Genomic DNA, 23,091 nt, shown 5'->3' on the forward strand with positions numbered 1-23,091 from the left:
TGCGAGGGGGCGGGAACCGGGCTGAGGGGGCGGCGCGCGGGGGCGGGCGAGGACGGCGCCGGGGCGCGGGACGAGGGTTCCCCGGGGCCTGGAGCAGAGGAACCGGCCAACGAGCGGGCGCGCGGCACGCGGGGACGCGGCGAGGGCACCGGGCGGCGGACGGTCGTCTCGGCCCCGACGCGCGCACCCTGGCCGCCGGCGCGGCGGACGGCACGATCCGGCTGTGGGACCTCGGCACGACAGCACACCCGGGGCCGGCGACGGAGAAACGGATGCCGGGGCCCGGTGCGCGGCGTGGGGACGCGCGAGGGCGCCGGGGCGGACGCCGAGGGGGCATCGGGCCGGGACAGGAGGGCGCGGGGTGCGGGGGACGGGCGGGTCAGTCCTCGCGTTCCGGCAGGACCAGGCGGAACGCCGCCCCGGTCAGCGCGCGGTTGTCGGAGTCGAGGACCTCGATGTCGGCGGAGACGTCGTCCGTGGCGCAGGACTGGAGGAAGCGGCGTACCCGGTGCAGGCCGCGGCCCCGGCCCTCGCCCCGGGTGGTCCAGGTGGGGCCGAAGATCCGAGCGGGCCGGGACGCGGCCTTCTCCGGCAGGCCGGGCCCGCTGTCGCGGAGCACGATCAGCACCTCGGGGCTGTCCCGCTCGACCAGGATCTGGAGGACGCCGTCCTGGCCGGCCAGGGCCTCGGCCGCGTTGTCCATCACCTCGTAGAGCACCGCGCGCAGCACGGGTTCGGGCACCGCGACCCGCAGTCCGGGCGGGCAGCGCACATCGAGGCCGGCGTAGGGGTGCGCCTCCTCGAACTCGGGCTGCAACGAGGCGATGAGCACGGCCGGTTCGGCCCCGGGAGCGCCGGCCCCCGCGAAGTCCTCCTCGGCCAGCTGCCGTCGCGCCTCCTCCGCGAACTCCTCGTACCCGCCCGGGGTCTGGCGCAGGCGGGGGTACAGGGGCACGGTCGCGTACCGGTTGAGGTGCCACGGCTTCGGGCCGTCGCCGCGCTCCTCCCGCTCCAGGGCGAGCCTGTCGAGCAGTACGGTGAGCTGCTGCTCGGCCTCGGCCCGCAGGGCCCGCACGATGCCGCTGAGGGGGACCCGGAGCTCGTCCCCCGCGCCGGTCAGCAGCCCCCTGCGCACCAGGTCGTCGACCGCGGCCAGGATCCGCTCCCTGACCCACTGCTCCGCGCCGCACGCCTCGGCCATGTCCGCCACCTCCTCCCGGCCGACGTGCCCCCCGACGGCGTCGCTCGCCGCCAGCGCCGCCCACCAGGCCGCCTCCGCGGCGGGCCCGCCGCAGCGGGCCGTCAGTTCCTCCCGCAGCGCATGGGTCAGCGCCTCGTCCTGCTGCCAGCCGCCCTCGGCCGCCGCCCACCGCCGGACGGGGTGCGCGCCGTCGGCGGGGCGCTCCGCGTACCGCAGCATCACCAGCAGCAGATGCGGGTCCATGCCGGTGCAGTGCTCCATGGCCTGTACGGCGGCCGGGCCGCAGCCCAGCGAGAGACGGCTGATCCAGCGCAGGGTGCGCCAGGCCACGTCGGCCTCGGCGCCCAGGATCCGGCCGAGTTCGGGCCCGTTGTGCCCGGCGAGCGCCGCGACCGGCCACTGCGGGGCGAGCATGCCGAGCAGGGCCGCCGCCCGGTCCGGTACCTCGGTGAGCACCACCAGGCGCAGCAGGTCCCGCAGGGTCAGCACCGCGGTGGGGCGCCGGTCGGTGTAGCCGGGCGGTTCGACCCGGGGGCCGACCGCCACACAGGGCCGCTCGTCCTCGCCGGTGTCCGGCAGGCCGACCGCCCCGGGGCCGCCGACATACAGGTCGACGCGGCCGGTCGGGTGCAGCCGGGAGAGGGCGGGACCGGTGAACAGGCCGTCGAGGAAAGCGAGATGGAAGGAACTGTCCTCGACCGGTGTTGCCGTCATCGGGCCGGCCGGCGGCGCCCCGAGGAAGCGGCACAGCGCACGGGCGAACCCGGCGGCCGCCTCGGCGGACAGGTCGTGCTCCAGGCGGCCGTACGCCTCCAGCAGCCCCCTTCCGGCGCGGTCGGCCGCCCGCCAGTCGACGAACGCCGGGGGCCGCAGCCTGCCGGGGTTGAGGTGGAAGTCGAGGAACTGGCGCGGGTCCCAGTCCGCCTTCCAGACCGGCGGCGCGGTCATGGCCTCGGGGATCGGGGCGCCGGGCGGCTCACGGTTCAGCAGGGCGGTCGCGGCGACCAGTTCGCCGGCTTCGATGAGGGCCCGGATGCGGGCGACGGCCTGGTCCTCGGCTCCCTGGTCCGCCGCCGCGGGGAGCCGGGCGGCGAGTTCGCGGGAGGCGTCCGCGATGCGCCGTTCGAGTTCGTCCGCCATCGCGTCCAGGCGCGCGACCACCCGGGGCCGCCCCGAGCGGGCCTGTTCCACCAGCACCTCGGCCTCGACGGGGTCCTCCCGCCAGGCCACGCCCGCGCCCTGGGCCCGACGGGCGAGCGCGTCCAGCCGCTGTCCCACCAGCTCGGCCGCCTTCACCCGCAGGCTCTCCAGCTGCCGGGCCAGCCGCTCGGCGTCGTACGGACGCAGGTCCCCGCTCCCCGCGAGCAGGTACTCGGCGGCGTCGAACTCGCCCCGCTCCAGAAGCTCCTCGCAGACGACGCGCACGGGGCGGCCGCCGAGCCGGGCGAGGACCGCGCGGGCCAGCTCGACGGCGTCCTCGGGGCCGTACGACGGTTGCCGGCGCGCCAGCAGGGCCAGCACCTCGGGGTAGCGGAACCGGCCGGGCCAGGTGCCGAGCAGGTGCCGGGCGCCGTCCAGATGGTTCCGCACCTGGCTGTCGTGGCTCGGCGCGCTCATGCGTTCTCCTTCCCGGCCTTCGGCAGCGCGGACAGCGCCTCCAGCAGGGCCTTGGCCGGATGACAGGCGGGCTCGCCCAACTCGTCCGCCTCCTTGACCAGTCGGTGCCAGGAGCGGTCCAGATGGCGGGCGAACCGCCGCTGGGCGTCGGTCAGCCGGGGTGCGGCCGGTCCCTGGCACCCCTCCTCGGAGCGGGCCACCAGGGACCTGGCCTCGGCGATGAACTCGGCGAGGCGGCGGGCGTAGGCGAAGTGGTTGCTCCACTCGATCTTGCGCAGGCCGAGGTCCGCGGACATGCGGTCGATGTGGGTGCGGATCTCGTGCTCGCCCTGCGGCAGCCGCTCGATCACCGGGACCCAGCGGTCGGCTGGCCGGGGGCCGTGGGCCATCTCGCGGACCTGGGCGAGGATGCCGTCCGGCCGGAACAGCGCGCGGTGGAGCTTCTGGCCGTCCGTGAAGCTGAAGTGGTTCTTGGCCTGCTCGAAGTCGTCCACCTCGGCGGCGAGCCGGGCCCAGCGCTCGTCGGTGCGGGCCGAACGCTCCTGGCCCGCCGCCCACTCGTCCACGTCCTGCAACGGCAGCGGGGCCGGTGCCGTCTCGAAGCAGGCGCGGGCGGCGCGGGCCAGCTCCAGCCAGGCCGTCGGCAGCCCCTCGGCGGGCTCTCCCTCCGTCAGGTGCGCGCAGGCGAGCCGGCCCGTGTCGCCGCCGTGCAGCAGCATCTCCGCGACGGCGCCCGCGAGCGCGACGGTCCGCTGCTCGGGCAGGGCGGTCTCCAGGGCGAGGGCGCTGAAGAAGAGCTGTTCGCCGAACGGGCCGTGCTCCAGCGGGATTGCCGCGGCGGCCAGTTCGACGGAGAGTGCGCCCGGCTTGCCACCGAGCAGCGGGGTGAGGAGGTACGCCTCCATGAACGCCCCGCGCCGCCACGCGTCCTCCAGGAGCCAGCGGGACCACTTGTCGGAATCGGCGGTGCGCGCCCCGGGATCCTGGTCCTCGGTATCGTCGGGGGCCGCGGCCTCCCGGTCCCCCGTGCCCATCAACAGCGCCGCCGCGTGCCGCCGCAGCTCCTCCGCGGCCCTGCCCGCCCGCTCCCGCTGGGCCAGTGCCGTCCACGGGTCGTCGTCCGCCGGGATCGCGGAGAACACCCCGGCCGTGGGGTGGTACTCGGGGCCGTCGCCGCCGCGGTCCCCCGCGTCCCCGAACCACTCCGGGATGCCCAGTTCGCGCGCGAAGTCCGCGGTGAAGGCGGTCCCCAGGACGTGCAGCCCGACCTGCGCCACCGCGCCCTGCCCGGGATGCGCCGCGCCGTGTCCCACCGGGTGGTGGCTGCCCACCACCAGCTCGTGATCGCTGAGCACCGCCCGCGCCCTGGCCTTGCCGATGCGCAGGGTGCCGCCCGCCTTGAGGCTCTTGAGCAGGGCGTCGTACGCGGCGGCGGTGCGCCGGCCGCCGCTGAGCGAGGGATGCTGGAGGTGCACGGTGCCGCCCGCGTCCCGCAGCCGGCGCAGCCGCAGCGCGAGGGTCTCGTCGCACGCCTCGTGCTCGGCCCGGTCGTCGGTGATGGCGAGCCGTTCGCCCGCGCCCGCGACGAGGCGGCCCATCACCTCGGCGTAGGCGCCGTCCCACACCGCGCGCACCACCGGATCGGCGCCCCGGTACACGTCGTTCACCGCGTCCACGAGTTCGCGCAGCACCCGTCCCCAGGCGGCCGCCCAGCGGACCTGGAAGCCCACGGGGTCCTCGTCCCACTTCTCCGGCAGCTCCGGGGGCTCCCACTGCCACCAGCGCACCGGCTCGGCCGGGAGTTCGCCGCGGGTGCGGCCGAAGTCGTCGGGGGCGATGGCGATGCTCCGCGCGGTGTCCCAGTAGGGGTAGACCCTGCGCACCCAGCTGAGCAGGTCGGCCACGCACAGCGGGGGCGCGTCGGTGTCCTCGGACGGTTCCACGAGCACCCCGGCGCCGGTCTCCGCCGACAGGAAGCCACGTGAGCCGACGTAGGCGGCACGGTTGTCGCAGATGAGCAGCGATGCCGCGCTGGAGCTGCTGCGCTTCTCCATCAGCACCTTGCCGGGATAGCGCGCCTTGAGGTCGAACAACGCGGTCTCGGCCCGAGCCTCCAGCTTCGCCGTCGGGTGCTCGCCCCACAGCACGACCAGGGTGGCGCCCCGCTTCAGCGCCCCCTCCAGGGCGGGCAGCAGCGGGTTGAGGGCGTCGTAGGCGATGGCCGGTGCGGCCAGCACCAGTTGGTGTTCGGCCCGGTCGATCAGGTCGCCGACGACGTAGCCGACGCCGGCCTCGGGCGCCACCCGCTGGGCCGCGCAACGGGCCCTGCGCGCCTCGGAGATCTGTTCGCGCAGCTGGTCCGTCCTGGACTTCAGCGCCTGGTGCCGGCCGGGCAGGTCCGGCAGTTCGGGGGCACCGTCCAGCCCCTCGGCCAGCTGTTCCAGCTCGCGGATCAGCTCCCTGAGGTTGTCGGGCCGCACCACCTCCGGAACCTGGCGGTTCAGCAGTTTCTTGACGAAGGCGCTCTCGGGGCGCGTGCGCAGCAGGTGGGTGATGTGGGCCTGGAAGAGCTGGGCGCCCCTGCGCCCCCAGCCGGACGGCGCCTCGACGGGCACGGCGGCGATCTGCCCGCTGCCCGGGTCCTTCTTCACCACGACCTCGACCTGGCTCCAGCGGACCGCCTCGGGCGGGCTGAGCACGGGGTTGGTGAAGGACACGTTCAGGACCCGGCGGCGCACGCCCCGGGAACGGCGGTCCTCGGCGACGGCCTGGCGGACGGCGCGCAGCAGTTCCGTCTGCGGCAGGTCCTCCGCGGAGACGCCCCGGGTCATCGGCATCTCCAGGGCGCCCAGCGGCACCCGGACGCTGCCGTCCCGGTACGGCAGGATCGTCTCGGTCACCGGGTCGAACAGGAACTTGCGCGGCTCCACCGTGGTGGCGACCGCCTGGGCGCCGTCGCCGTCGCCGAGGACCGCCTCGGCCGCCGGGGTGCCCTCCAGGGTGTGGGAGGTGAAGTCGACGGCCAGGAAGCCCCGGCTCCACAGGGCGTGCACCACGTCCAGCATCAGCCGGCGGGGCAGCGAGAAGAGGTCGCCGAGCGAGTCCACGGTGGTGCGGCCGCCGGCCACCGCCGCGAGCACCAGCTCCTCCAGGGTCGAGGCGCCGGCCTCCGAGCCGAGTTCCACCCTGAGGGTGATCACCCGGCAGGGCAGGGCCACCAGGGTCGTCTCACTCACCGGCGTCCTCCGCTGCCGTGGCGCCGGCGACGGACGCGGGGTCCGCTTCCCTCTGCGGGGGTACGACCGCGCGTCGTCCGCCGATGATGTCCTCGGTGACCGCGTCCACGATCACCCCGCTGTCCCGGAACGCCTCGATGACCGTCTCCCAGTCGGCCCCGCCGTACTGCTCGAAGTGCGCCAGGTCTCCCACCACGACGAGCAGTTTCCGCGCCCGGGACAGCATCACGTTGACCACCTCGGGCTGCGCGGTGTGGCCGATGTTCCCCCGGGTTCCCTCGCCGCGTACGGCGCTGCGCACCAGGGAGACGATCACCACCTCGGCCTCGCCGCCCTGGAACGAGTGCACGGTGTGCACCCGCCCCCGGAGCCCCTTGGACTCCAGGATGCCCGCCTGTTTGCGGTAGGGGGTGATGACGACGAGTTCCCCGGGGTCCGTGCGGTGGGCGAGCCCGAGCCGGGCCACGAGGTCGTCGATCAGCTCCGCCTCCCCCTCGTTCCCCCAGTAGGGGGTGTCGCGGCAGCCGTCGTGCCGTGAGGTGTCGAGCCACACCAGCGGCGCGTCGGTCACGTACGGCGGTTCGGTGCGGCCGTGGACCTGGTCGATGTGCGGGTCCGAGGTCAGGAAGGTGCCGGTCGGGCCCGCGTCGGGGTAGAAGGCGCGCGCGAAGGGCTTGGCGATGTCGGGGTGCATACGGAACTGGGTGTCCAGGACGTCGATCGGCCGCTGCGAGGAGGCCGTGCGCCGGGGGTCGTGGCCCTCGAAGAAGCGCCGGAACATGTGCAGATGGTCCAGGTAGGTGTGCTGGTTGGCGTAGTGGGCCTGGATCCGGTCGTGTTCGTGGGCGGCGAGCCCCTCCAGGAAGTTCTGCATGTCCTGGGCGCGGTGCGGGCCGAGCTGCTGGTAGTCGCCGACGAGCGTCCAGCGCACGCCCCGCACGAGCGGCATGACGACCTCGGTGGGCCAGGCCTTGGCCGCCTCCTCGATGATCACCCAGTCGAACATGTCGCTCGGGTCGCGGACCTCGTCGGACAGCGTGCCCGCGATGGAGCAGGTGGCGAAGACGATGTCGGCGCCGGACTTCACCCGCTCGATCAGTTCGAGGCGGGTGTCGCCCGCGAGTTCGGCCCACCGCTTCATCAGCCGCTTCTCGTCCTCGCCGCGCGCCCCCTCGCAGCCGTCCGCCACCCGGCGGACGATGTGCGCCACGAGGTCCTCGACGATGTTCTCCGCCGTGTACTTCCGTACCGAGGAAGGGGCCTCCTCCCGCTCCCGGCTGCGGGAGAGTTCCCGCAGGGCGAGCAGGGAGCGGTCCTCGATGCGCGGCCGCAGCTCCTTGACGATCTTCTCGGCGAGCTGGTCGAGCGCGTCGTTCGACTGGGCGCTCACCAGGACCCGGGCCCCGTGCTCCATCTCCAGGAAGTCCCGCAGGGCCTTGGAGACCACGGTGCTCTTGCCGGTGCCGGGCGGGCCCTGGAGGGCGTAGAAGGGGTGGAAGCGCAGCATGTTGGAGACGATGGTCTGGCCCTTGCCGCGCAGCTCGCGCTGGTCCCGGCTCGTACCGCCCCTGCTGCGCAGCTCGATGGCCTCCGGCGCGTCCAGGATGCGCACCAGGCCCTGCTTGTGCGCGAGGGAGTCCAACCCGCGTGCCTCACGGCGCAGTTGGGTCTCGGTGCCGCGGTCCTCGTCGGGCCTGAGCCAGCCGCGGTCGGGCACCTGGCGACCGCCGAGCGGCTGGATCTGCACCGAGTCCGCGTCCAGCCGTACCTTCAGCCGGGCCTCCACGGTGGCGCCGCCGAAGTAGGGGTCGGTGGGGTGGCCGTCGCGGCCGGTGCGGTCCTCCACCAGGGTGACCCGCGCCCATTCGTTCTCGGTGAGCAGCTGCCGGGCGAAGTCCCCCAGCGGAGGCCGGCGCTGGGGCTGGGCGTAGGAGGTGAGCAGCGGGTCGCCGTGCAGCCAGCGGCGGTCGCGCTCGTGGTCCTGGGTGAGGACGATCGCGTCGCCCTCCTCCGAGCGCACCCGGACGTAGGGGTACTGGCGGGCGCGCAGCGCGACGCCCTGGTACTCCAGCATGAACCGGTACGACCGCAGCAGTTTCTGCGAGCCCTGGTGGTCCACGGCGCGCTCGGTGACGACGGCCTTGGTCAGATCCTCCCAGGAGGGCCGGGGCTCCTCGCCCTTGTCGAGGGTCTGGCCGACCCAGAAGGGCACGAGGTCGACCTTGCCGATGCTGCGCCGGGGCCAGGCGGCCAGCAGATCGTCCGCGTACCGCTTGTCCAGCAGGTACTTGATGACGAGCGTGTCCGTGTGGATCTTCTTGCGGCGGGCGGTGATCGCCTCGTCGTAGTGGAACGCGCAGAACCACACGGCCTGGTTGCCGATGAGGACCCACTGCGCCTCGGCCTGCGACTGCGGAGAGTCCCCGTGCACGAAACCCTGGGCGCCGCTGGGGCTGTGCACCAGCTGGGCCTGGCGCAGCTCGTCCTCCAGGAAGGACTGGAGCTCCCGGCAGCCCTCGGGGGTGTCGGGTCGGTGGTCGGTCCAGCCCCGGCTCTCGTGCACCGTCTGCACGGACTTCTCGGGCATGAAGGCCAACAGCCGCGGTTTCTGGTCGTGTTGATCCTCGGGGGCGAAACCCAGCGTGATCTCGGTCCAGTGGCGTTGCAGCGCGGCCGCCGCGTCGAAGGAGGAGATACGGCCGCTGGGGGACGGGTCGAGCATGTCGCCCAGCACCTCCCGCAGCCGGCGCGGCGTCCCCGTCGTGCCGGTCAGCACGCGGCGCATCGCCGTGTGCAGCGCGGCCAGGGTCTCGGGCAGTCGCTCCTCGGGCGCCCGCTCCACCGCCTCGCACTCCTCGGGCAGCAGGTCGGTGACGGCACCGAGGAACAGCTCCCAGCCGAGCACGCCGAGGCCGAACACATCGGTGCTGCCGTGGTCGAGCCTGCGCACGCGCACCTTGCCGAGGAGCGACGGGTGCGTCTCGGGCGCGAGGTAGGCGAGGTGCCGGGCCCGGGGGACGCCGGCGGGCGGGGTGAGGAACAAGTCCCGTACGGCCTGGGAGCGATGGTCGTCGGGACCGGCCACGTGGTGCAGCAGGTTCTTGAGCAGGGCGCTGAGTTCGAAGCGCGTCAGCGCCAGCGCCGCGCGTTCCGGCCGCTTGGGCTCCATGGCCAGCCGGATCGCGCCCAGCGTCAGGTTGCGGTGCACGATCCGGGTGCCGTGCAACTGGCTGAGCGCGTCCACCAGCAGGCTGAACTGCTCGAACGCCACGATCGGATACTGACCGACCCACTCCCGTACGTCGCTCCAGTCCTCCTCCGCCAGCGGGCCCCCGACCTTGCGCGTCATGATGAAGGCCACGCGGTTCGTCTTGTCGAACCGCCCGTCCACGATCTCCGGCAGCGCCGGATGCCCCAGCATCCGCAGCCGCAGCAGATTGCGCACCTCGTGGTCCCACAGCTCGCCCGCGAGATCGTCCACCCCGTGGAAGAGCGACACCTCCCGGGGCCGCTCCTCGCCCCGCGGAGCCCGCAGCACGAACCGCGTCAACCACCCCTCGATCACGTGCTCGACCCCGCCGTCGAGCTCCCACCCGCCGCCCTGCGGCGCGTACACGGCCCGCCCGCCGGTGAAGAGATCCTTGATCTGGAGCTCCACGTCCAGCTCTGCCCACGGTTCATCCATCCTGGTCCCCCGTTCCGTCGTCCCTGGGACTGGAGTTCTCGACTGTGCCGGTTGTCCGGGCGGGCGGGGTGGCGGCGCGCGGAGGGAAGGGGGCGGGTTCCGGGGCGGGGCGGGGCACGGCGGCGGTCCGCTCGTGGGTCTCCGCCGCCACGGCCAGGACGACCACACCGTCCCTGAGGGCCACCGCGAGGCGTCCGCCGGACAGCGCCGTCAGGCCCAGGACGGGGGAACCGAGCCGGATGCGGCGGCCGGGCACGGTGGGCGTCCGGTCGGTGCGCCAGAGCAGGACGTCGCCGTCGTGCCCGGCGCTCGCCCACATCCCTCGGTACGGCGCACCGCGCAGCGGCACCCACCCGCTGACGTCGCCGTCGTGCGCGTGCGTCACCGCCTCGGGTCGGTGGCCGTCGGCGCCGTCCCACCCCCGGCGGAAGGCCGCGCGGCCCGCTTCCCCGGTCAACTCCGCACCGTCATCCGCCGCCAGGACCCTCACGGTCTTCACGGTCCCTCCCGGCGTCCGGGCCTCATGGCACAGCGCCAGCGCCTCGGTGCCCTCCTCGGTGTCGTACCGGTACATCCCGGTGATCCGGCCGAGCGGCACCCCGATGGCCGTCGCCGTGCCGGCCACGTGCACCGAGGGGTCCCAGAAGTGGATGGTCGAGCCCCGCTCCGCCACGGCCGCCACCATCTGCCCTCCCTCGGGGTCCGCCAGCACCGCGACCGCACGGGCCCCCGCGCCCGTCCCGCCGCCGACCGGCCGGCGGGGCAGATCCGCCCCCACGGCCCACAGCTCCCGCTGGTCCCCCCACAGAACCGTCTGCCCGGCACCGCCCGCCTGCCACACGGCGAGCGCGCACGGGCCCGCCCCCGCCCCGGACGGCGTCGGGCCGGCCAACTGCTCGATCGAACCCTGCCCTTCGGGCGCCGCGTCCCACCGCCACAGCGAACCGTCGGCACCAGCCACCACCGACGCGGCGCCCGCCACCGCGGTGAGCGCCACGAGCTGACGGCGCAGGCTCAGGGTGTGCAGCAGGCGCGGCACCTCCCCGGCCACGTCCCACAGGGCGAGGTCGCCCGCCCGCTCGGCCACCGCCAGCCACTGCTCCCCCTCGGGCCCGGCGACCGGGGCCAGCCCCACCACATCGCTGCCGGGGGCGCCCGGCGCGGGGGACAGCCGCGCCTGTCCCCCTTCCGTGGCCGGCCCGGGGTCCAGCAGGGCCAGCCAGCCCGTCTCCCCGGCCACGGCGAACCGTCCGTCGGGCAGCGCCGCGAGCTGCCACACCGGCTCGGGCGTGTCCACCACCCGCTCGCCGGCCCCGGCCTCGGTGTGCCAGATCCGCAGCGTGCGGTCCTCGTGCGCCGCCACGACCAGACCCGCGCCCACCGCCCCCGGGGCACCGCTCGCCGCCACGGCCGTGACCGGGCTGTCGCAGCCGCGTGTCAGCAGGACCGGGGAGTGGCTCCGCCAGGGTTCCCACAGCGTCACCGAGCCGTCGCGGGCGCCGCTCACCAGCCAGGGCCGGTCGGGGCGGGCGGCGACGGCGGTGACCATCTGGCCGGCGTCGAGCTGGAGATGCGGCGGGGTACGACGCACCGCGCCCCAGCGGATCTCCCACGCCGCGCCGGTCCCGGCCGGGTGCAGGCTGCCACAGGCGCGCAGCCCGCCGAGCTGGCGCAGTCCGGGCCGGTCGGCGGGGTGCGAGCGCTCGATCAGGTGCGCCGAGGCGACCGTGCCCAGGACCTCGACGGGCAGATCCGTCGGCACGGTCCCGCCGCCGCGCCGCCCCGGAGCGAGCGCGAGCCCGCACAGCACCGCGACCCGCAGCCGGTCCAGGACGGCCGGGTGCTCGGCGAGCCGACGCCATCCGGAGGTCCCGCAGTCCGCCGCGTACTCGGCCAGTCGGCTCTCCAGGTGCGGGCTCGGCGGCAGCCCCTCGGCGACCTGACCCGCGGCCAGCTCCAGCAGCGCGCCGAGCATCGCCGACCGCTGCTCGGCGCCGATCCCGGCGGCCAGCCGTTCGGCGTACGTGCGATGGGCCAGCCGGTAGACGCTGCGCCGGTCCTCCCCGTCCAGCAGCACATAGGCCGCGGCCTTGCCCAGGAACTCGGTGAGCGCCCGTTCGTCCGCCGCGTCCCCGTCCCGGCCCGCCAGCCCCTTCGCCGCCTGCAACCAGACCCCGTCCGCGCGCGGCAGCCCCCGGCCATGGCCGAGCGCGAGTGCGCGCAGGAACGGCAACGCCATCGGCATCTCCGCCATCAGCCGCGCCACGGCGGCCCCGAACAGTCCGGAGCGGTCCTTGTCCAGGAGCCGCCGCAGACCCTCCCGCGCATCGGGGTCCGGCCCCAGCACCTGCGGGTCCTCCTCGATCTCCTGCACGAGCAGTGCTGCCTGGAGGAACTGCCAGGACCCCTCGCGCACATGCTGTTCGACGGCCGCCCGCACCGTCTCGGCCACCGCCTCACCCCACGCGGAACCGGCCCCCTCCCGCAGGACCGCGCGCACCGCGCCGACGACGTAGGCACCGGCCGCCTCCGGGTCCGGCAGGAGTTCCATGACCCGCGCCTTCCCGGTGTGCGAGCCGAGCACCGTCGGCAGGTCGATCCCGCCGCCCTCGCCGTCCCGGCCGTCGCCGGGCGAGGGTCGGGTACCGATGATCAGCGAGACCTGGGGACGATCCGCCACCGCGCGCAGCAACTGGGCCGTCGGCACGGGGTCCCGCGCCTCATCGAGCGCGTCGGCGACCACGAGGATCCGTTCGCCGGACTCCCCCGGAACCGGCCCCCCTTCCGCCGCCGGCACCCCGCTCGCCCGCAGTTCCGGCACCTCTTCGAGCCGGCCGCGGACCTCCGCCACGGTGCTCCCCGTCAGCCGCAGCACGGCCCCGATCCGCGCCCCCTCCCGCCTGAGCCGCCGCAGCGCCTCCCCGAGGAACGCGGACTTGCCGACGCCCGGGGCCCCGGGGACGACCAGCACCCGCTCCGGTCCGGGCTCGGCGGCCCACCGCACGACCTCGTCCAGCTCCGTCGCCCGCCCGGTGAAGTGCGGGACGACCTCCAGGAACCCGGCGCGCTCCCGTTCCTGCGGCGACTCGGCCACTCGGGGCCCGGTCACGGGATCGGTGTCGAACTCCCGCTGCCTGCGCCGTTGTTCGGCCACCGTGGTGACGCCCGGCAACGGCACCCGGTCGCTCACCAGCAGCTTCAGCTCGTCACAGGACTCGCCCTCGAACTCCGAGTAGTGCCCGGCCTGTTTGAAATACCTCCGCAGGTCCCGGAGTTCGAAGACGTCGTGGCTGGTGAGGCCATCGAGATAGTCCTCCAGCGTCTCCCGGAAGGTCCCCAGGTACGCCTGTGCCGCGTCCTTCCCCGTCGCGATCAGCAGGATGGAGCAGGGGGCGTCGTCCGTCGCGGCCGCACGGTCGAACCGTTCACGCACCCTCCGGGCGAAGTCGGACGACTTGCACGCCTCGATCACCACGATCGCCCAATGGCCCTCCTCCGCACGGCGATTGCGCCACTCGGCGAACAGGTGGTGCGCGAACAGGTCCGGTGTCAGCTGGGCGCAGTCCCCGCGTTCCGCCGACCCCGGCACGAGCAGCGTCGGCCCCATGGCGCCCCGGCGGCCATGGCCCAGCCAGACCAGGGCCGAGGGCCGGTCCTTCGTGCGGCGCTCGCCGATGTCGCCGTACTCCCCGGACCAGCGGGCGAGTTCGTCGTCGGCCGCGCCCAGGGACTCCACGGTGCCGGACCCGACGGGTGGCCCCGCCGCGGGCTGCCCGCCGATCCGCCGCAGTACGCCGAGCACGGCGGCGGCCTCGGCGGCGGTGTCCGCCTTCGGATACCCGGCGACGTGCCCGACAGGCAGCACATGCACGTCGAACGCCTCCGCCACGGTCCCGTCCCGGGCCTCCCCGCCCTGCCTCGGCACGACGGACGGCACGGACCCGCCCCCGACGACCCCCGCGCCGTCCCCGCCCCCCACGGCCATCGGCCCAGGCCGCGCCGACACCAGCTCCGCCGCCATGGCGTCAGCCGTCGTGCACCGTGTCGAGGACCGGGACGAGGCGCCGCTTGGGCTCGTCGCCGCCGGTCACCTCCACCTCGTACATGCCCGGCCGGCCGGGCACGCAGGAGGCCGCCAGCACGCCGGGCCGGCCCGGTACCGGCCTCAGGACGGGGGTCAGCATCTCGTCCAGGCCGTTGACCCCGCGCACCCGGCACTCCAGGTCCGCGCCGCGGCCGACCCCGTCGACCTCGATGGCGAACGGCTCGCCCAGCGCGGCCCACTCCGGCGCGCACAGCTCGAACTCCGTCTCGTCCCCGAGCATGGCGCCCCGCTCCTCCGGGTGGCGCAGCCCGTGCATCAGGCCGGAGGCCATGTCGAGGACGCTGCGGGCGCGGATGAGGCTGCCGTGCTCGTGGTAGAAGTGCACCGGCCGTACGGTGCCCGGGAGTTGAGCGGCGTACTGGTACACCGTGCCGTCGCCGGTGCGCGGGTCGCGCTGGGGCCGGCCCTCGGCGTCGGGGAGCAGCCGGCCGTCGTTGGAGCGCTTGAAGAGGTACCGGCCGAACACGGCGGTGCCGTCGGCGAGCCGGTAGCTGGTCCAGGTGCGCTGGCCCATGCCGACGATCGTGACGTGCTCGGGCAGGGTGGTCCCGGCCCGGTCGGCACGCCGGTCCACGGCGGCCTTCGCCAGGTCGCGCCGCCCGCCGACGGCCACGATGTCCTCGACGCCCGGCACCCGCATGTCGCCGTCCACCTCGTAGGCCCGGTAGTCGGGCAGGAGGTCGTACAGCCCCGGCATGGTCGAGGCGACCTGGCGCAGGGCCGCCGCCGGCACGGGCAGCGGCAGGCCCTTGCCCGCGTTGAGCATCAGCACGGCCTTCACCGAGCCGTTGAAGGGGGTGCCGACGGTCATCACCGCCCTGATGTCGTCCCGCAGGGTGCGGTCGCGGTGCAGGGCCTCGCGGGCGAGCAGGCCGCCCATGGAGTGGGCCACGAAGACCAGCCGGGCGGGCCCCGCCTCGGGGTCGGCCTCCACGTACCGCCGGTGCTCGGGGTGGGCCCGCCATGCGTCCAGATGGCGGCGGGCCGCGGCGGCGAGCAGGGCGCCGTTGTGCTCGACGGACAGCCGCCAGTCGTAGGGGAAGGGGAGGAGGGCCGCGGGGTCCACCACGCTGTGCCGCATCTCCGCGACCATGGCGCTGTACGGGTGGGCGGACCCGAACCCCGGCAGCAGTTCGGCGCTCTCCAGCAGACCGGTCACCTCGACGCGTCCGGTGCGGCCCGCACGCTCGTCCTCGGTCACCGCGAGCTGCCGCAGGCGCTCGGTGTGGGCCCTCGCGGTGTAGGCGAGGAGCTTCCCGACGCCCCATAACGTGCGGCCGGTCCCGGCATCCCTGAGTTCGCTGCCCATGATGCCGGGCACGATCACCACGGCGTCGTGCAGCCTTCGTCCCGGATTTCTTCTGCGCATGAGCTTCGCCTCGAACGCTCTGACGGCCCGCGTTCTCGCGGCCGATGTCACGGACGGAATCCAAGAGGCTAGCACAGCACACCACGCTCTGTTACCGCCTCAACTGACCTGCTTGACCTGGGAGTTGCCCCTTCCGCTTGAACGCGTTCCGCCTCGCGGGAGCGTCCCTGGGCGCCGGGGCGGGGCGGCCGGCGGGCCACGGGCTTCGAGGTCCGCCCGCGTGTCGCGGCCGACGGCGAGCGGCAGGACGACGCACACTGCCCTATTTTTTGATAGATGACCCAAAGGCCCGTTTCGTCGTGCCGCGTCTCGTGTCCCGATGACTCAGAGTCACCCCAGGAGGGCGCAATGTACCGCTCCGAGACCGGACGACCGGCCACGGGGTGCCCCTGATGGCCGGACCCGAGGACGGGACGTCGCCGAGGCGGCCGGACGACTCCGACCTCCATGTACGCCTGCGGACCGAGCTGGGCCGCATGGACAAGCAGATGCGCGGCCTCCTGGACGCCATGGACCGGCTCCAGGGCCTGCTGGACGCGGTGGTCGCCATCACCCGGGAGAACGAGCTGCCGTCCGTCCTGCACCGCATCGTGACCACCGCCATGGACCTGGTCGGCGCCCGCTACGGGGCCCTCGGCGTGCTCGCCCCCTCCGGCGGGGAGCTGGAACAGTTCATCACCGCCGGCCTCACCGAGGAGGAGCGGGCCGCCCTCGCGGGCACCGACTTCCCCCACGGCCGGGGAGTACTCGGGCAGCTGATCCACCACCCCGAGCCCCTCCGGGTCGACGACATCGCGACCCACCCGGCCTCCGTGGGCTTCCCGGAAGGGCACCCGTACATGGGCACCCTGCTCGGCGTCGCGATCAACGTCCGCGGCGAGATCTACGGCGACCTCTACCTCTCCGAACGGCACGACGGACAGCCCTTCGACGCCGACGACGAGAACGTGGTCATCGCCCTGGCCGGCGCCGCCGGCATCGCCATCGAGAACGTCCGCCTGTTCGAACGGGTCCGCGACGGCGCCGAGCAGTTCCAGCGCCTGCTGCTGCCCACCCTGCCCGATCTGCACCCCTTCACCGCCGCCGCGGTCTACCGGCCCGCCGCCGAACCCAGCCAGCTCGGCGGCGACTGGTACGACGCCATCCCGCTGCCGGGCCACGTGGTGGCGGTGGTCATCGGGGACGTGGTCGGGCACGATCTGCGGGCCGCGGCCGCCATGGCCTGCACCCGCAACATGCTGCGCGCCCTGCTGTTCGACCGGAGCAGCGCTCCCGGCACCATCCTGTCCCAATTGGATCACACCCTCCAGGCCATCACCGAGAACCCCATCACCACCACCACGCTGGCGCGCATCGAACCGGACGAGGCGGGCTGGCGGCTGTCGTGGAGCACCGCCGGCCACATGCCGCATCTGCTGATCGCCCCGGGACGCCCGGCGAAGTACCTGTTCGCCGAACCCGGGCTGCCGCTCGGCGTCGACCCCGCGCAGCACCGCCCCGACCACTCCTGCCACGTGCCGCCGGGCGCCACCATGGTCTTCTTCACCGACGGCCTGGTCGAACACCCCGACCGCCCGATCGACCAGAGCCTGGCCGAACTGACCCGACTCGTCACCGAGTACGCCTCCCTCCCCCTGGACGACTTCGTCCAGGCCCTCGCCGACCACCACCCCAGCGACGGCCACGACGACATGGCGATCCTCGCCCTGCGCACCCCATCGCCCTGACCGGACCCCGGCCCACCGCCGCCTCCTCCCACCCTCACCGGCCCGGCCCTCCGCTGCCGTGGAGGTTCCCCCGGATCCGGCGGATGATGGTGGCCGGGGCGATGTCGATGCGGAGGTCGGCCCGATGACGGTCGCACGGCATGGAGGACTTCGGCGCGGCGGCATGGCCGTCCTGGAGATCTGCGCCGTCGCGGCGCTGTACTACGGCTCCGCCAAGCTGGGGCTGCTCCAGCAACTGGTGCGCGGCCAGGTCACCCCCCTGTGGCCGCCGACCGGCATCGCCGTGGCCAGCCTGCTGCTGCGCGGTGCGCGGATCTGGCCGGGCATCACGATCGGCGCGCTGCTGGCCAACTTCTCTCTCGGGCCGTCGCACGCGGCCCTGTTCCTGATCGTCGTGGGCAACACCCTCGCGCCCCTGTGTTCCTACGCGCTCCTCCGTCGCGCGGGCTTCCGCCCCGATCTGGGCCGGCTGTACGACGCCCTGGCGCTGATCTTCCTCGGCGCCTTCACCGGGACGCTGATCAGCGCGACGGCCGGCAGTGGGACGCTGGTCCTCACCGGCGCCCTGGCCACCGACCGGTTCTGGACGACATGGTGGGTCTGGTGGACCGGTGACGCGATGGGCGTCCTGGTGGTGACACCGGTCCTGCTCCTGCTCCGCGGGGCACGCCTGCCGCGGCAGGTGCCGCCGTCGCGCTGGGCGGAGGCGCTGCTGCTCCTCGCGGCCACCGCCTGTGTCGGAGTCATCGACACCAGCAGAACCCCCTTGCTCTTCCTCGGCTTCCCGCTGCTGATCTGGGCGGCCTTCCGCTTCCGGCTGGCCGGGGCAGCACCCTGTGCCCTGGCCGTGTCGACCTTCGCGATCATCGCCGCCAGACACGGCTCGGGACCGTTCGCCGGGCACGGTCTGCTCACCGACATGATCACCTTGCAGGCATACAACGGCTCCTCCGCGCTCACCGCCCTGCTCGTCGCCGCCGCCGTCAGCGAGCGGGACAGGTCCCAGAGGGAGATCGCCCGAGCCTGCGGCCATCTCGCCGAGCTGGTGTCGAAGCTCACCATCACCGGCAACCAGCCGGTCAGACCGCCCCAAGTCTCGGAAAGAGAACCTCGGCACTACCCCGGTTGATCGCGTCGAGCCGCTCCGGTCCGAAGCCGTCGTACCCGTCGAGCATCGAGTCGAAGAGGGTGCCGTGCTCCTCCGCGGCGAAGGGCGAGTCGCTGCCGTAGAGGATGTGGCCCGCAGCCGCGAAGGCGAGCAGGGAGGGCAGGGCGGAGGGGCTCGCGGACAGGGCGGTGTCGAAGTAGAAACGGCGCAGGTCGGCGAGGATGCCGTCGGGCGTGGTACCGGGGTTGAAGGGGGCGCCGAGGGTGAACCGCCAGGCGGCGTAGGGCAGGAATCCGCCCGCGTGGGAGAGGATCACCTTCATCCGGGTGTGCCGGCTCATCACGCCGTTGAGCGTCATGTGCAGCGCGGTGCGGGTCGTGTCGAAGGGGAAGTCGACCACGGGGCCGGGCAGGCCGTCGAGCATGGGCAGCGCCGAACCGGTGGGGTGGATGAACACCACGGCGCCGCGGGCGTCCAGCTCGGCCCAGAGCGGGGCGAACACCTTGTCGCCGAGGTAGCGGCCGTGGGCGTTGGACATCAGCACCACGCCGTCGGCGCGCAGCTCGTCCAGCGCGTAGGCGGCCTCGGCGAGCGCGCCGTCCACGTCGGGCAGGGGGAGGGAGGCGAAGAGTCCGAAGCGGTCGGGGCGGTCCTTGACCAGCTCCGCGCCGTACTCGTTGACACTCCGCGCCACCGCGCGGGCCTCCGCGTCGTCGCCGAAATGCGTGCCCGGCGCGCTGACCGAGAGCACGCCGGTGGCGATCGAGCGGCGGTCCATCATCGCGATCGCGCTCCGCGCGTCCCACGCGGGCGTGGGCCAGCCGGCGGCCGTGGCCCCATGCCGCTCCATCACCTCCCGGTAGGGCCCCGGGATGAAGTGCTGATGGACGTCGATGCGTCGAGAAACCGGCATTCCCCTCTTACCTCCCTAACATTTAGCGTGCTAACGATTGCTTTGCTAAAGTAGCACCCGTGAGCGACAGACGCAACAGCCTTCGCGACGCCGCCGACCCGGCGGCGGGCGCCGATCACCCCGCGGCACACGCCGATCACCGGGCAGCGCACGAAGACCGGACGCCGTCCGACGGCGACGTCGGCGCCGAGGCGATCTCCCAGGCGGCCGACGCGCTCTTCTTCGCGATGCGCCGGGCCCGTTCGACCGGCGCCGAGCAGCACGGCGGCCTCTCCCTGGCCCAGGTCGCCCTCCTGGAACCGCTGGCCAGAGAGGCGGACCTGCCGGTGGGCCGGCTGGCGAGCAGCGCCGACGTGAGCGTGCCGACCGCGACGCGGATGCTTCAGCAGCTGGAGACGAAGGGAATAGTCGTACGCCGCCGCTCCCCCGAGGACGAACGGCGCGTCCTGGTCAGCCTCACCGACGACGGCGCCGAGCGGCTCGCCCTGCTCCAGGGGCATCTGCGCGAGCGCCAGGCCCGCGCCTACGAGGCCTTCACCCCGGCCGAGCGCGCCCTGCTGGTCACGCTGCTGCACCGCCTCACGGACCTGGTCGCCGACACGGGCACCGGCTGACCCCTCCGGCCGGTTTGACCGGCCCCCCGCCCCGGTTACCCATGCCGCATGATCCCCACCGAGGTCGCCGAGACCCTGCCGGAACTCGTCCCGTTCCTCCACGCCGTACAGGCGCGTCGACCCGACGACGGCACCTGGTGCGAGGCGTGGACGGTACGGGACGTGTTGATCCACCAGTCGGGGAACGCCGAGGAACTGGCCCGCGTCCTCCAGGCGTTCCTCGCGGGCACGCCCGTGGAGACCCGCGGCTTCGACCGCGAGGCCCCGTACCGCCGCCTGTCCGACACCGACCTCTGGTCGGCGTTCCTGCGGAACTGCGCGCACCTGACGGACATCGCCGCGGCCGCCGCGCGGGACCTCTCACCGGACACGGAGATCGTCTGGACCGGCCGGACCGTGACGGCCCCCTTCTTCGCCGAACACATGCGCGAGGAGTTGATCCTGCACCGCTGGGACCTGACCGGCGACGACCGTACGGCGGTGCGAGCGCTCGACGAGCCGTGGATGACGGAACACAGCGTCGTCTCCGTCGGCCGCCCCCTCCTCGCCCGCGGCCGGTCCGCCCTGGCTCTCGCCCCGGACGAGCGGTTCGTCGCCCGCCTCCGCACCCCCGGCACGGACGACGTCGTGCTGACCGCCGACGCCACCACCGCCGGCATCCGCCTGGCCGCCCCCGAGGGCCCCGCCACGATCGAGAGCGACGCCGCCGCCCGACTGCTCCTCCTGTGGGGCCGCCGTCCCGCCGACCCCTCCCGCTGGCACAGCTCGGCGGGCCCGGAGACCCTGCGCAGGGCGCGGACCCTCCTCGGCGGCTACTGACCGGCCACGCCCAGGTGGTTCATGAACCAGTGGGTGTCGAAATAGCGGGCCAGCGTGTACGGATGGTGCGGGTCGACGAGGACGCGGCAGACGAACTCCGCCGTCCCGCAGTCGAAGGAGAGGTCCTCGCCGTCGAAGGACCGGACCACGACGGGCCAGCGGTCGGGGTCGTCGCCGTCGGTCCTCCAGCAGTACAGGTCCTCGTGCTCCGTGCTCGCCCAGATGAGCAGCCCGTCTTCCCTGAGATGCGTCCACGGCTCCGGGTTCAGATCCAGGAAGCCGTCGAAGGCGCCCTGGCCGAACATCTCGGCCATGCGCTTGTAGTCGCGCGGCAGCGTGATGCCCAGGCGCGACTCCGGCTCCGCCCAGTCCACGTCCGGCCGCCACGCGGGCTCCGTCCAGCCGGTGATCCGTACGAGTCGCCGCACCCAGTCGACGTCCTCGCCCGGAGCGACCGCCAGCGGTTCGGGCACCTTCCTGTGAGCGACCGCCAGCACCGGCCGCTCGGTCCCCTCGGCGTCTCGCGCCGTACCCGTGCCGACCCACTGATCCCCGTACGCCCACGCCCGTATCGTGACGGCCCGGCCCTCGAAGGGGACGAGGAGGGCCGCGCCCCTGGCCTCGTCCACCGTCGGATCGGTGAAGCCGTCGAGGACGAGGGTGCGCGGGGTGCCGTACCTGCCGCCGAGCAGGTCGGTCAGTTCCTGGGTGTCAAGGTCGGCGGGCAGGTACATGTGGCCGTCCTCCGGCCCGAGACGGGTCAGCAGGTCGTCGACGATCGCTTGCGTGAGCTCCATGGGGGACAGTGAAGCGCACCGTACTGACAACGCGGCGCGTCACTGCTCCGCGAGGAGCGCGGGCAGCTTGCGCATGTCGTGGAAGACGACGGTGTCCGGCCCTTCCAGGCGCTCGGCCGGCGTGAGTCCCCCGGCATAGCCGAACGCCCGCATCCCAGCGGCGCGCGCGGCCCGCACCCCGGGCTCGCTGTCCTCGACCACCACACAGGCCGCGGGGTCGACTCCCCTGCTCCGGGCGGCGTGCAGGAACAGGTCCGGCGCGGGCTTCCCGCGCGCGACCTCGGAGGCGCTGTAGATCCGCCCCGCGAAACGCTCGTACAGTCCGGTGCGCCCCAGGGTGTGCCGCATCTTGTCATGGGACCCGCTGGACGCCACGCACGTCGGCAGTGTGATCGCGTCCAGTGCCTCCACCAGCCCGTCCACGGGGGCGAGTTCGGCGTCGACCGCCTCCCTGTGCAACTGCTCGAACCGCTCCGCCCAGACCGCGGCGGTCGACGCGCCCAACCGGTCGGCGACCTGCTCGCGGATCGCGGCGTGCGAGCGGCCGATGAACCGGCCGACGACCTCGGCCTCGCTCAACGGCCAGCCCAATTCCGCGCCGAGGGCGACCTGGAGGCGAACGGCGATGCGCTCACTGTCGACCAGTACGCCGTCGCAGTCGAATATGACGAGCTCTGTCGGCTTGATCATCCCGGCAGCATAAGCGCTCGCCCGGCGTGCCGCCTCTCTCCCGAGAGGTGGTACGCCGGGCCTGGTGTCCAGCTGTCGTCCGACGCGTCACTCGTCCGAGGCCGGGTCCCTCCCCCGTGCGGATCTGACCTCGCGTTCCCCGTGTGCGGCGCCGTGTCGACCGCTGGTTCCCCGTATCGCGGTTCAGCAGGTATGGAGCGTGAGCGAGTCGGCCGAGACGCCCCCGGCGTCGTCCCGGTCCTCCTCTTCCAGTCGGTCCTCGACGCGATCCAGCAGCGCCTCCCAGCTCACCGGATCAATCTCTCCCGGCGGCTGCCGAGTCGGCGCCCTGCATGCCTCCGCCGCTTGGCGGAGTAGTTCGAATGTCTGGTACATCTCGCGTGCTTCCTCCCATGAGTGCGCGAGTGGACATGTCCTCCGGGTCGCTAGGACCCAACCTGGGCTCACGGGAGGCGACGTGCGGTCCCCTCCCGTGAGTCCGAGTAGCGGCACTAGCTCGTCATGTCGCCCAGTACCTCGTCGTAGATCGTTTCCTTGTAGGGCTCCAGGGACTTGCACACGTCCTTGAACCTGCGGCTCACCGTATGCCGGTCGATCCCGAGACGACGCGCGATCTCGGCCTGGCTGAGGCCCTCGACGATCGCGAGCCTGCCGACCGGGTACAGCCTGTCGGTCAGCTTCTCGGCGAGGAACCGGTCGATGGCCTTGAGGCGGACCTCCCGCGCGTGGTCGCCCTCGTCCGCCTCGACCGGCACCTCGGGGAACTCGTGCACCGGTGAGGAGAGATCGCGGTCCCTGCCGCGCACCGCGTCCGCGATGACGTCGCGCATCACCTTGCGCGCGAAGGCCCGTCCGCCGTCCCGCCGGTCCAGGACGAAGTCCGGCCTCGACCAGGCGCGCACCAGTTGCAGCACGCAGGTCTGCACGAGGTCCTCCAGCAGGTACTGCATGCGTGCCCGGCGCACCATGCCCTCCAGGAGCGGCTTCAGCCGCCGCAGCTCCTCCACCTGCTCGGCCGTCAGCCGTCGGCGGGGCTTGGGCTCCGGTGCGGGGCGGGCGCCGGGGACGGGGTCCGGCGGGGTACTCGGTGGGTCGTTCGGCTCCGTCGGCCCTCGAACATCGGGGGCGTTGCGCATGGGGACCAGTCCTTCCCGTCATTCGGCTAACTCGTCACTGGCCGGCGGCGGTTCACCGCTCATCCATCCATGCC

General features: G+C 73.8%; 13 protein-coding genes. 4 read left to right on the plus strand and 9 right to left on the minus strand.

Features of this window, described 5'->3' with window-relative positions:
* Positions 1-379: 379 nt before the first annotated feature.
* The 5 genes from QSK45_RS03905 to QSK45_RS03925 are packed head-to-tail and all read right to left on the minus strand — an operon-like array spanning position 380 to position 15,213.
* The gene (locus QSK45_RS03905; protein ID WP_285553167.1) at positions 380-2,818 is read right to left on the minus strand and encodes an ATP-binding protein; all 2,439 of its coding nucleotides are present in this window, start codon (positions 2,816-2,818) and stop codon (positions 380-382) included.
* A complete protein-coding gene (locus tag QSK45_RS03910; protein WP_285553168.1) occupies positions 2,815-6,054 on the minus strand; it encodes a phospholipase D-like domain-containing protein in 3,240 nt (1,079 codons plus the stop codon). Before QSK45_RS03910 ends, QSK45_RS03905 begins: the two co-directional genes overlap by 4 nt.
* Positions 6,047-9,739, minus strand: a complete 3,693-nt coding sequence (locus QSK45_RS03915; RefSeq protein WP_285553169.1) for an AAA domain-containing protein — start codon at positions 9,737-9,739, stop codon at positions 6,047-6,049. Before QSK45_RS03915 ends, QSK45_RS03910 begins: the two co-directional genes overlap by 8 nt.
* Entirely contained in the window at positions 9,732-13,760 is a 4,029-nt protein-coding gene (locus tag QSK45_RS03920; protein WP_285553171.1) for an NACHT and WD repeat domain-containing protein, read from the minus strand. Before QSK45_RS03920 ends, QSK45_RS03915 begins: the two co-directional genes overlap by 8 nt.
* 4 nt (positions 13,761-13,764) lie before the next feature.
* The gene (locus QSK45_RS03925) at positions 13,765-15,213 is read right to left on the minus strand and encodes a lipase/acyltransferase domain-containing protein (RefSeq protein ID WP_285553176.1); all 1,449 of its coding nucleotides are present in this window, start codon (positions 15,211-15,213) and stop codon (positions 13,765-13,767) included.
* Positions 15,214-15,605: 392 nt separating this feature from the next.
* Here QSK45_RS03925 and QSK45_RS03930 point away from each other — a divergent pair, with 392 nt between their 5' ends.
* Both QSK45_RS03930 and QSK45_RS03935 read left to right on the plus strand, forming a co-directional pair.
* Complete coding sequence (locus QSK45_RS03930; RefSeq protein WP_285553178.1) at positions 15,606-16,940, plus strand: PP2C family protein-serine/threonine phosphatase; 1,335 nt, start codon at positions 15,606-15,608, stop codon at positions 16,938-16,940.
* A gap of 124 nt (positions 16,941-17,064) precedes the next feature.
* Complete coding sequence (locus QSK45_RS03935; RefSeq protein WP_285553179.1) at positions 17,065-18,069, plus strand: MASE1 domain-containing protein; 1,005 nt, start codon at positions 17,065-17,067, stop codon at positions 18,067-18,069.
* Here the strand turns inward: QSK45_RS03935 and QSK45_RS03940 are convergent.
* Positions 18,020-18,961 (minus strand): amidohydrolase family protein, encoded by a 942-nt coding sequence (locus QSK45_RS03940; RefSeq protein ID WP_285553180.1) that lies wholly within the window; start codon positions 18,959-18,961, stop codon positions 18,020-18,022. The two genes, QSK45_RS03935 and QSK45_RS03940, sit on opposite strands and share 50 nt — an antisense overlap.
* 59 nt (positions 18,962-19,020) lie before the next feature.
* Here QSK45_RS03940 and QSK45_RS03945 point away from each other — a divergent pair, with 59 nt between their 5' ends.
* Positions 19,021-19,575: a MarR family winged helix-turn-helix transcriptional regulator gene (locus tag QSK45_RS03945; RefSeq protein ID WP_490993501.1), complete on the plus strand. Its 555-nt coding sequence runs from the start codon at positions 19,021-19,023 to the stop codon at positions 19,573-19,575.
* Positions 19,576-19,623: 48 nt separating this feature from the next.
* Positions 19,624-20,394, plus strand: coding sequence for a maleylpyruvate isomerase N-terminal domain-containing protein (locus QSK45_RS03950; protein ID WP_285553181.1), 771 nt, complete (start codon positions 19,624-19,626; stop codon positions 20,392-20,394).
* Here QSK45_RS03950 and QSK45_RS03955 read toward each other — a convergent pair.
* The 3 genes from QSK45_RS03955 to QSK45_RS03965 all read right to left on the minus strand — a co-directional run bounded on the left by QSK45_RS03955 (position 20,388) and on the right by QSK45_RS03965 (position 23,017).
* Positions 20,388-21,191, minus strand: coding sequence for an SMI1/KNR4 family protein (locus QSK45_RS03955; RefSeq protein ID WP_285553182.1), 804 nt, complete (start codon positions 21,189-21,191; stop codon positions 20,388-20,390). The two genes, QSK45_RS03950 and QSK45_RS03955, sit on opposite strands and share 7 nt — an antisense overlap.
* Before the next feature lie 39 nt (positions 21,192-21,230).
* Positions 21,231-21,881 carry an HAD family hydrolase gene (locus tag QSK45_RS03960; RefSeq protein WP_285553183.1) on the minus strand — a complete coding sequence of 217 codons (651 nt, stop codon included), beginning with the start codon at positions 21,879-21,881 and terminating at the stop codon, positions 21,231-21,233.
* Between the two features lie 491 nt (positions 21,882-22,372).
* Positions 22,373-23,017, minus strand: coding sequence for a sigma-70 family RNA polymerase sigma factor (locus tag QSK45_RS03965; protein ID WP_285553185.1), 645 nt, complete (start codon positions 23,015-23,017; stop codon positions 22,373-22,375).
* Between the last annotated feature and the right edge of the window lie 74 nt (positions 23,018-23,091).

The sequence above is a fragment of the Streptomyces hygroscopicus subsp. hygroscopicus genome, from assembly GCF_030269125.1.
GTDB lineage: Bacteria > Actinomycetota > Actinomycetes > Streptomycetales > Streptomycetaceae > Streptomyces > Streptomyces hygroscopicus_C.

What these genes read in the sequence shown, in the direction of transcription:
- QSK45_RS03905 (WP_285553167.1), bottom strand. Translation starts at nt 2,818, where the DNA reads ATGAGCGCGCCGAGCCACGACAGCCAGGTGCGGAACCATCTGGACGGC.
- QSK45_RS03915 (WP_285553169.1), bottom strand. Translation starts at nt 9,739, where the DNA reads ATGGATGAACCGTGGGCAGAGCTGGACGTGGAGCTCCAGATCAAGGAT.
- QSK45_RS03920 (WP_285553171.1), bottom strand. Translation starts at nt 13,760, where the DNA reads ATGGCGGCGGAGCTGGTGTCGGCGCGGCCTGGGCCGATGGCCGTGGGG.
- QSK45_RS03925 (WP_285553176.1), bottom strand. Translation starts at nt 15,213, where the DNA reads ATGCGCAGAAGAAATCCGGGACGAAGGCTGCACGACGCCGTGGTGATC.
- QSK45_RS03930 (WP_285553178.1), top strand. Translation starts at nt 15,606, where the DNA reads ATGGCCGGACCCGAGGACGGGACGTCGCCGAGGCGGCCGGACGACTCC.
- QSK45_RS03935 (WP_285553179.1), top strand. Translation starts at nt 17,065, where the DNA reads ATGACGGTCGCACGGCATGGAGGACTTCGGCGCGGCGGCATGGCCGTC.
- QSK45_RS03940 (WP_285553180.1), bottom strand. Translation starts at nt 18,961, where the DNA reads ATGCCGGTTTCTCGACGCATCGACGTCCATCAGCACTTCATCCCGGGG.
- QSK45_RS03950 (WP_285553181.1), top strand. Translation starts at nt 19,624, where the DNA reads ATGATCCCCACCGAGGTCGCCGAGACCCTGCCGGAACTCGTCCCGTTC.
- QSK45_RS03955 (WP_285553182.1), bottom strand. Translation starts at nt 21,191, where the DNA reads ATGGAGCTCACGCAAGCGATCGTCGACGACCTGCTGACCCGTCTCGGG.
- QSK45_RS03960 (WP_285553183.1), bottom strand. Translation starts at nt 21,881, where the DNA reads ATGATCAAGCCGACAGAGCTCGTCATATTCGACTGCGACGGCGTACTG.
- QSK45_RS03965 (WP_285553185.1), bottom strand. Translation starts at nt 23,017, where the DNA reads ATGCGCAACGCCCCCGATGTTCGAGGGCCGACGGAGCCGAACGACCCA.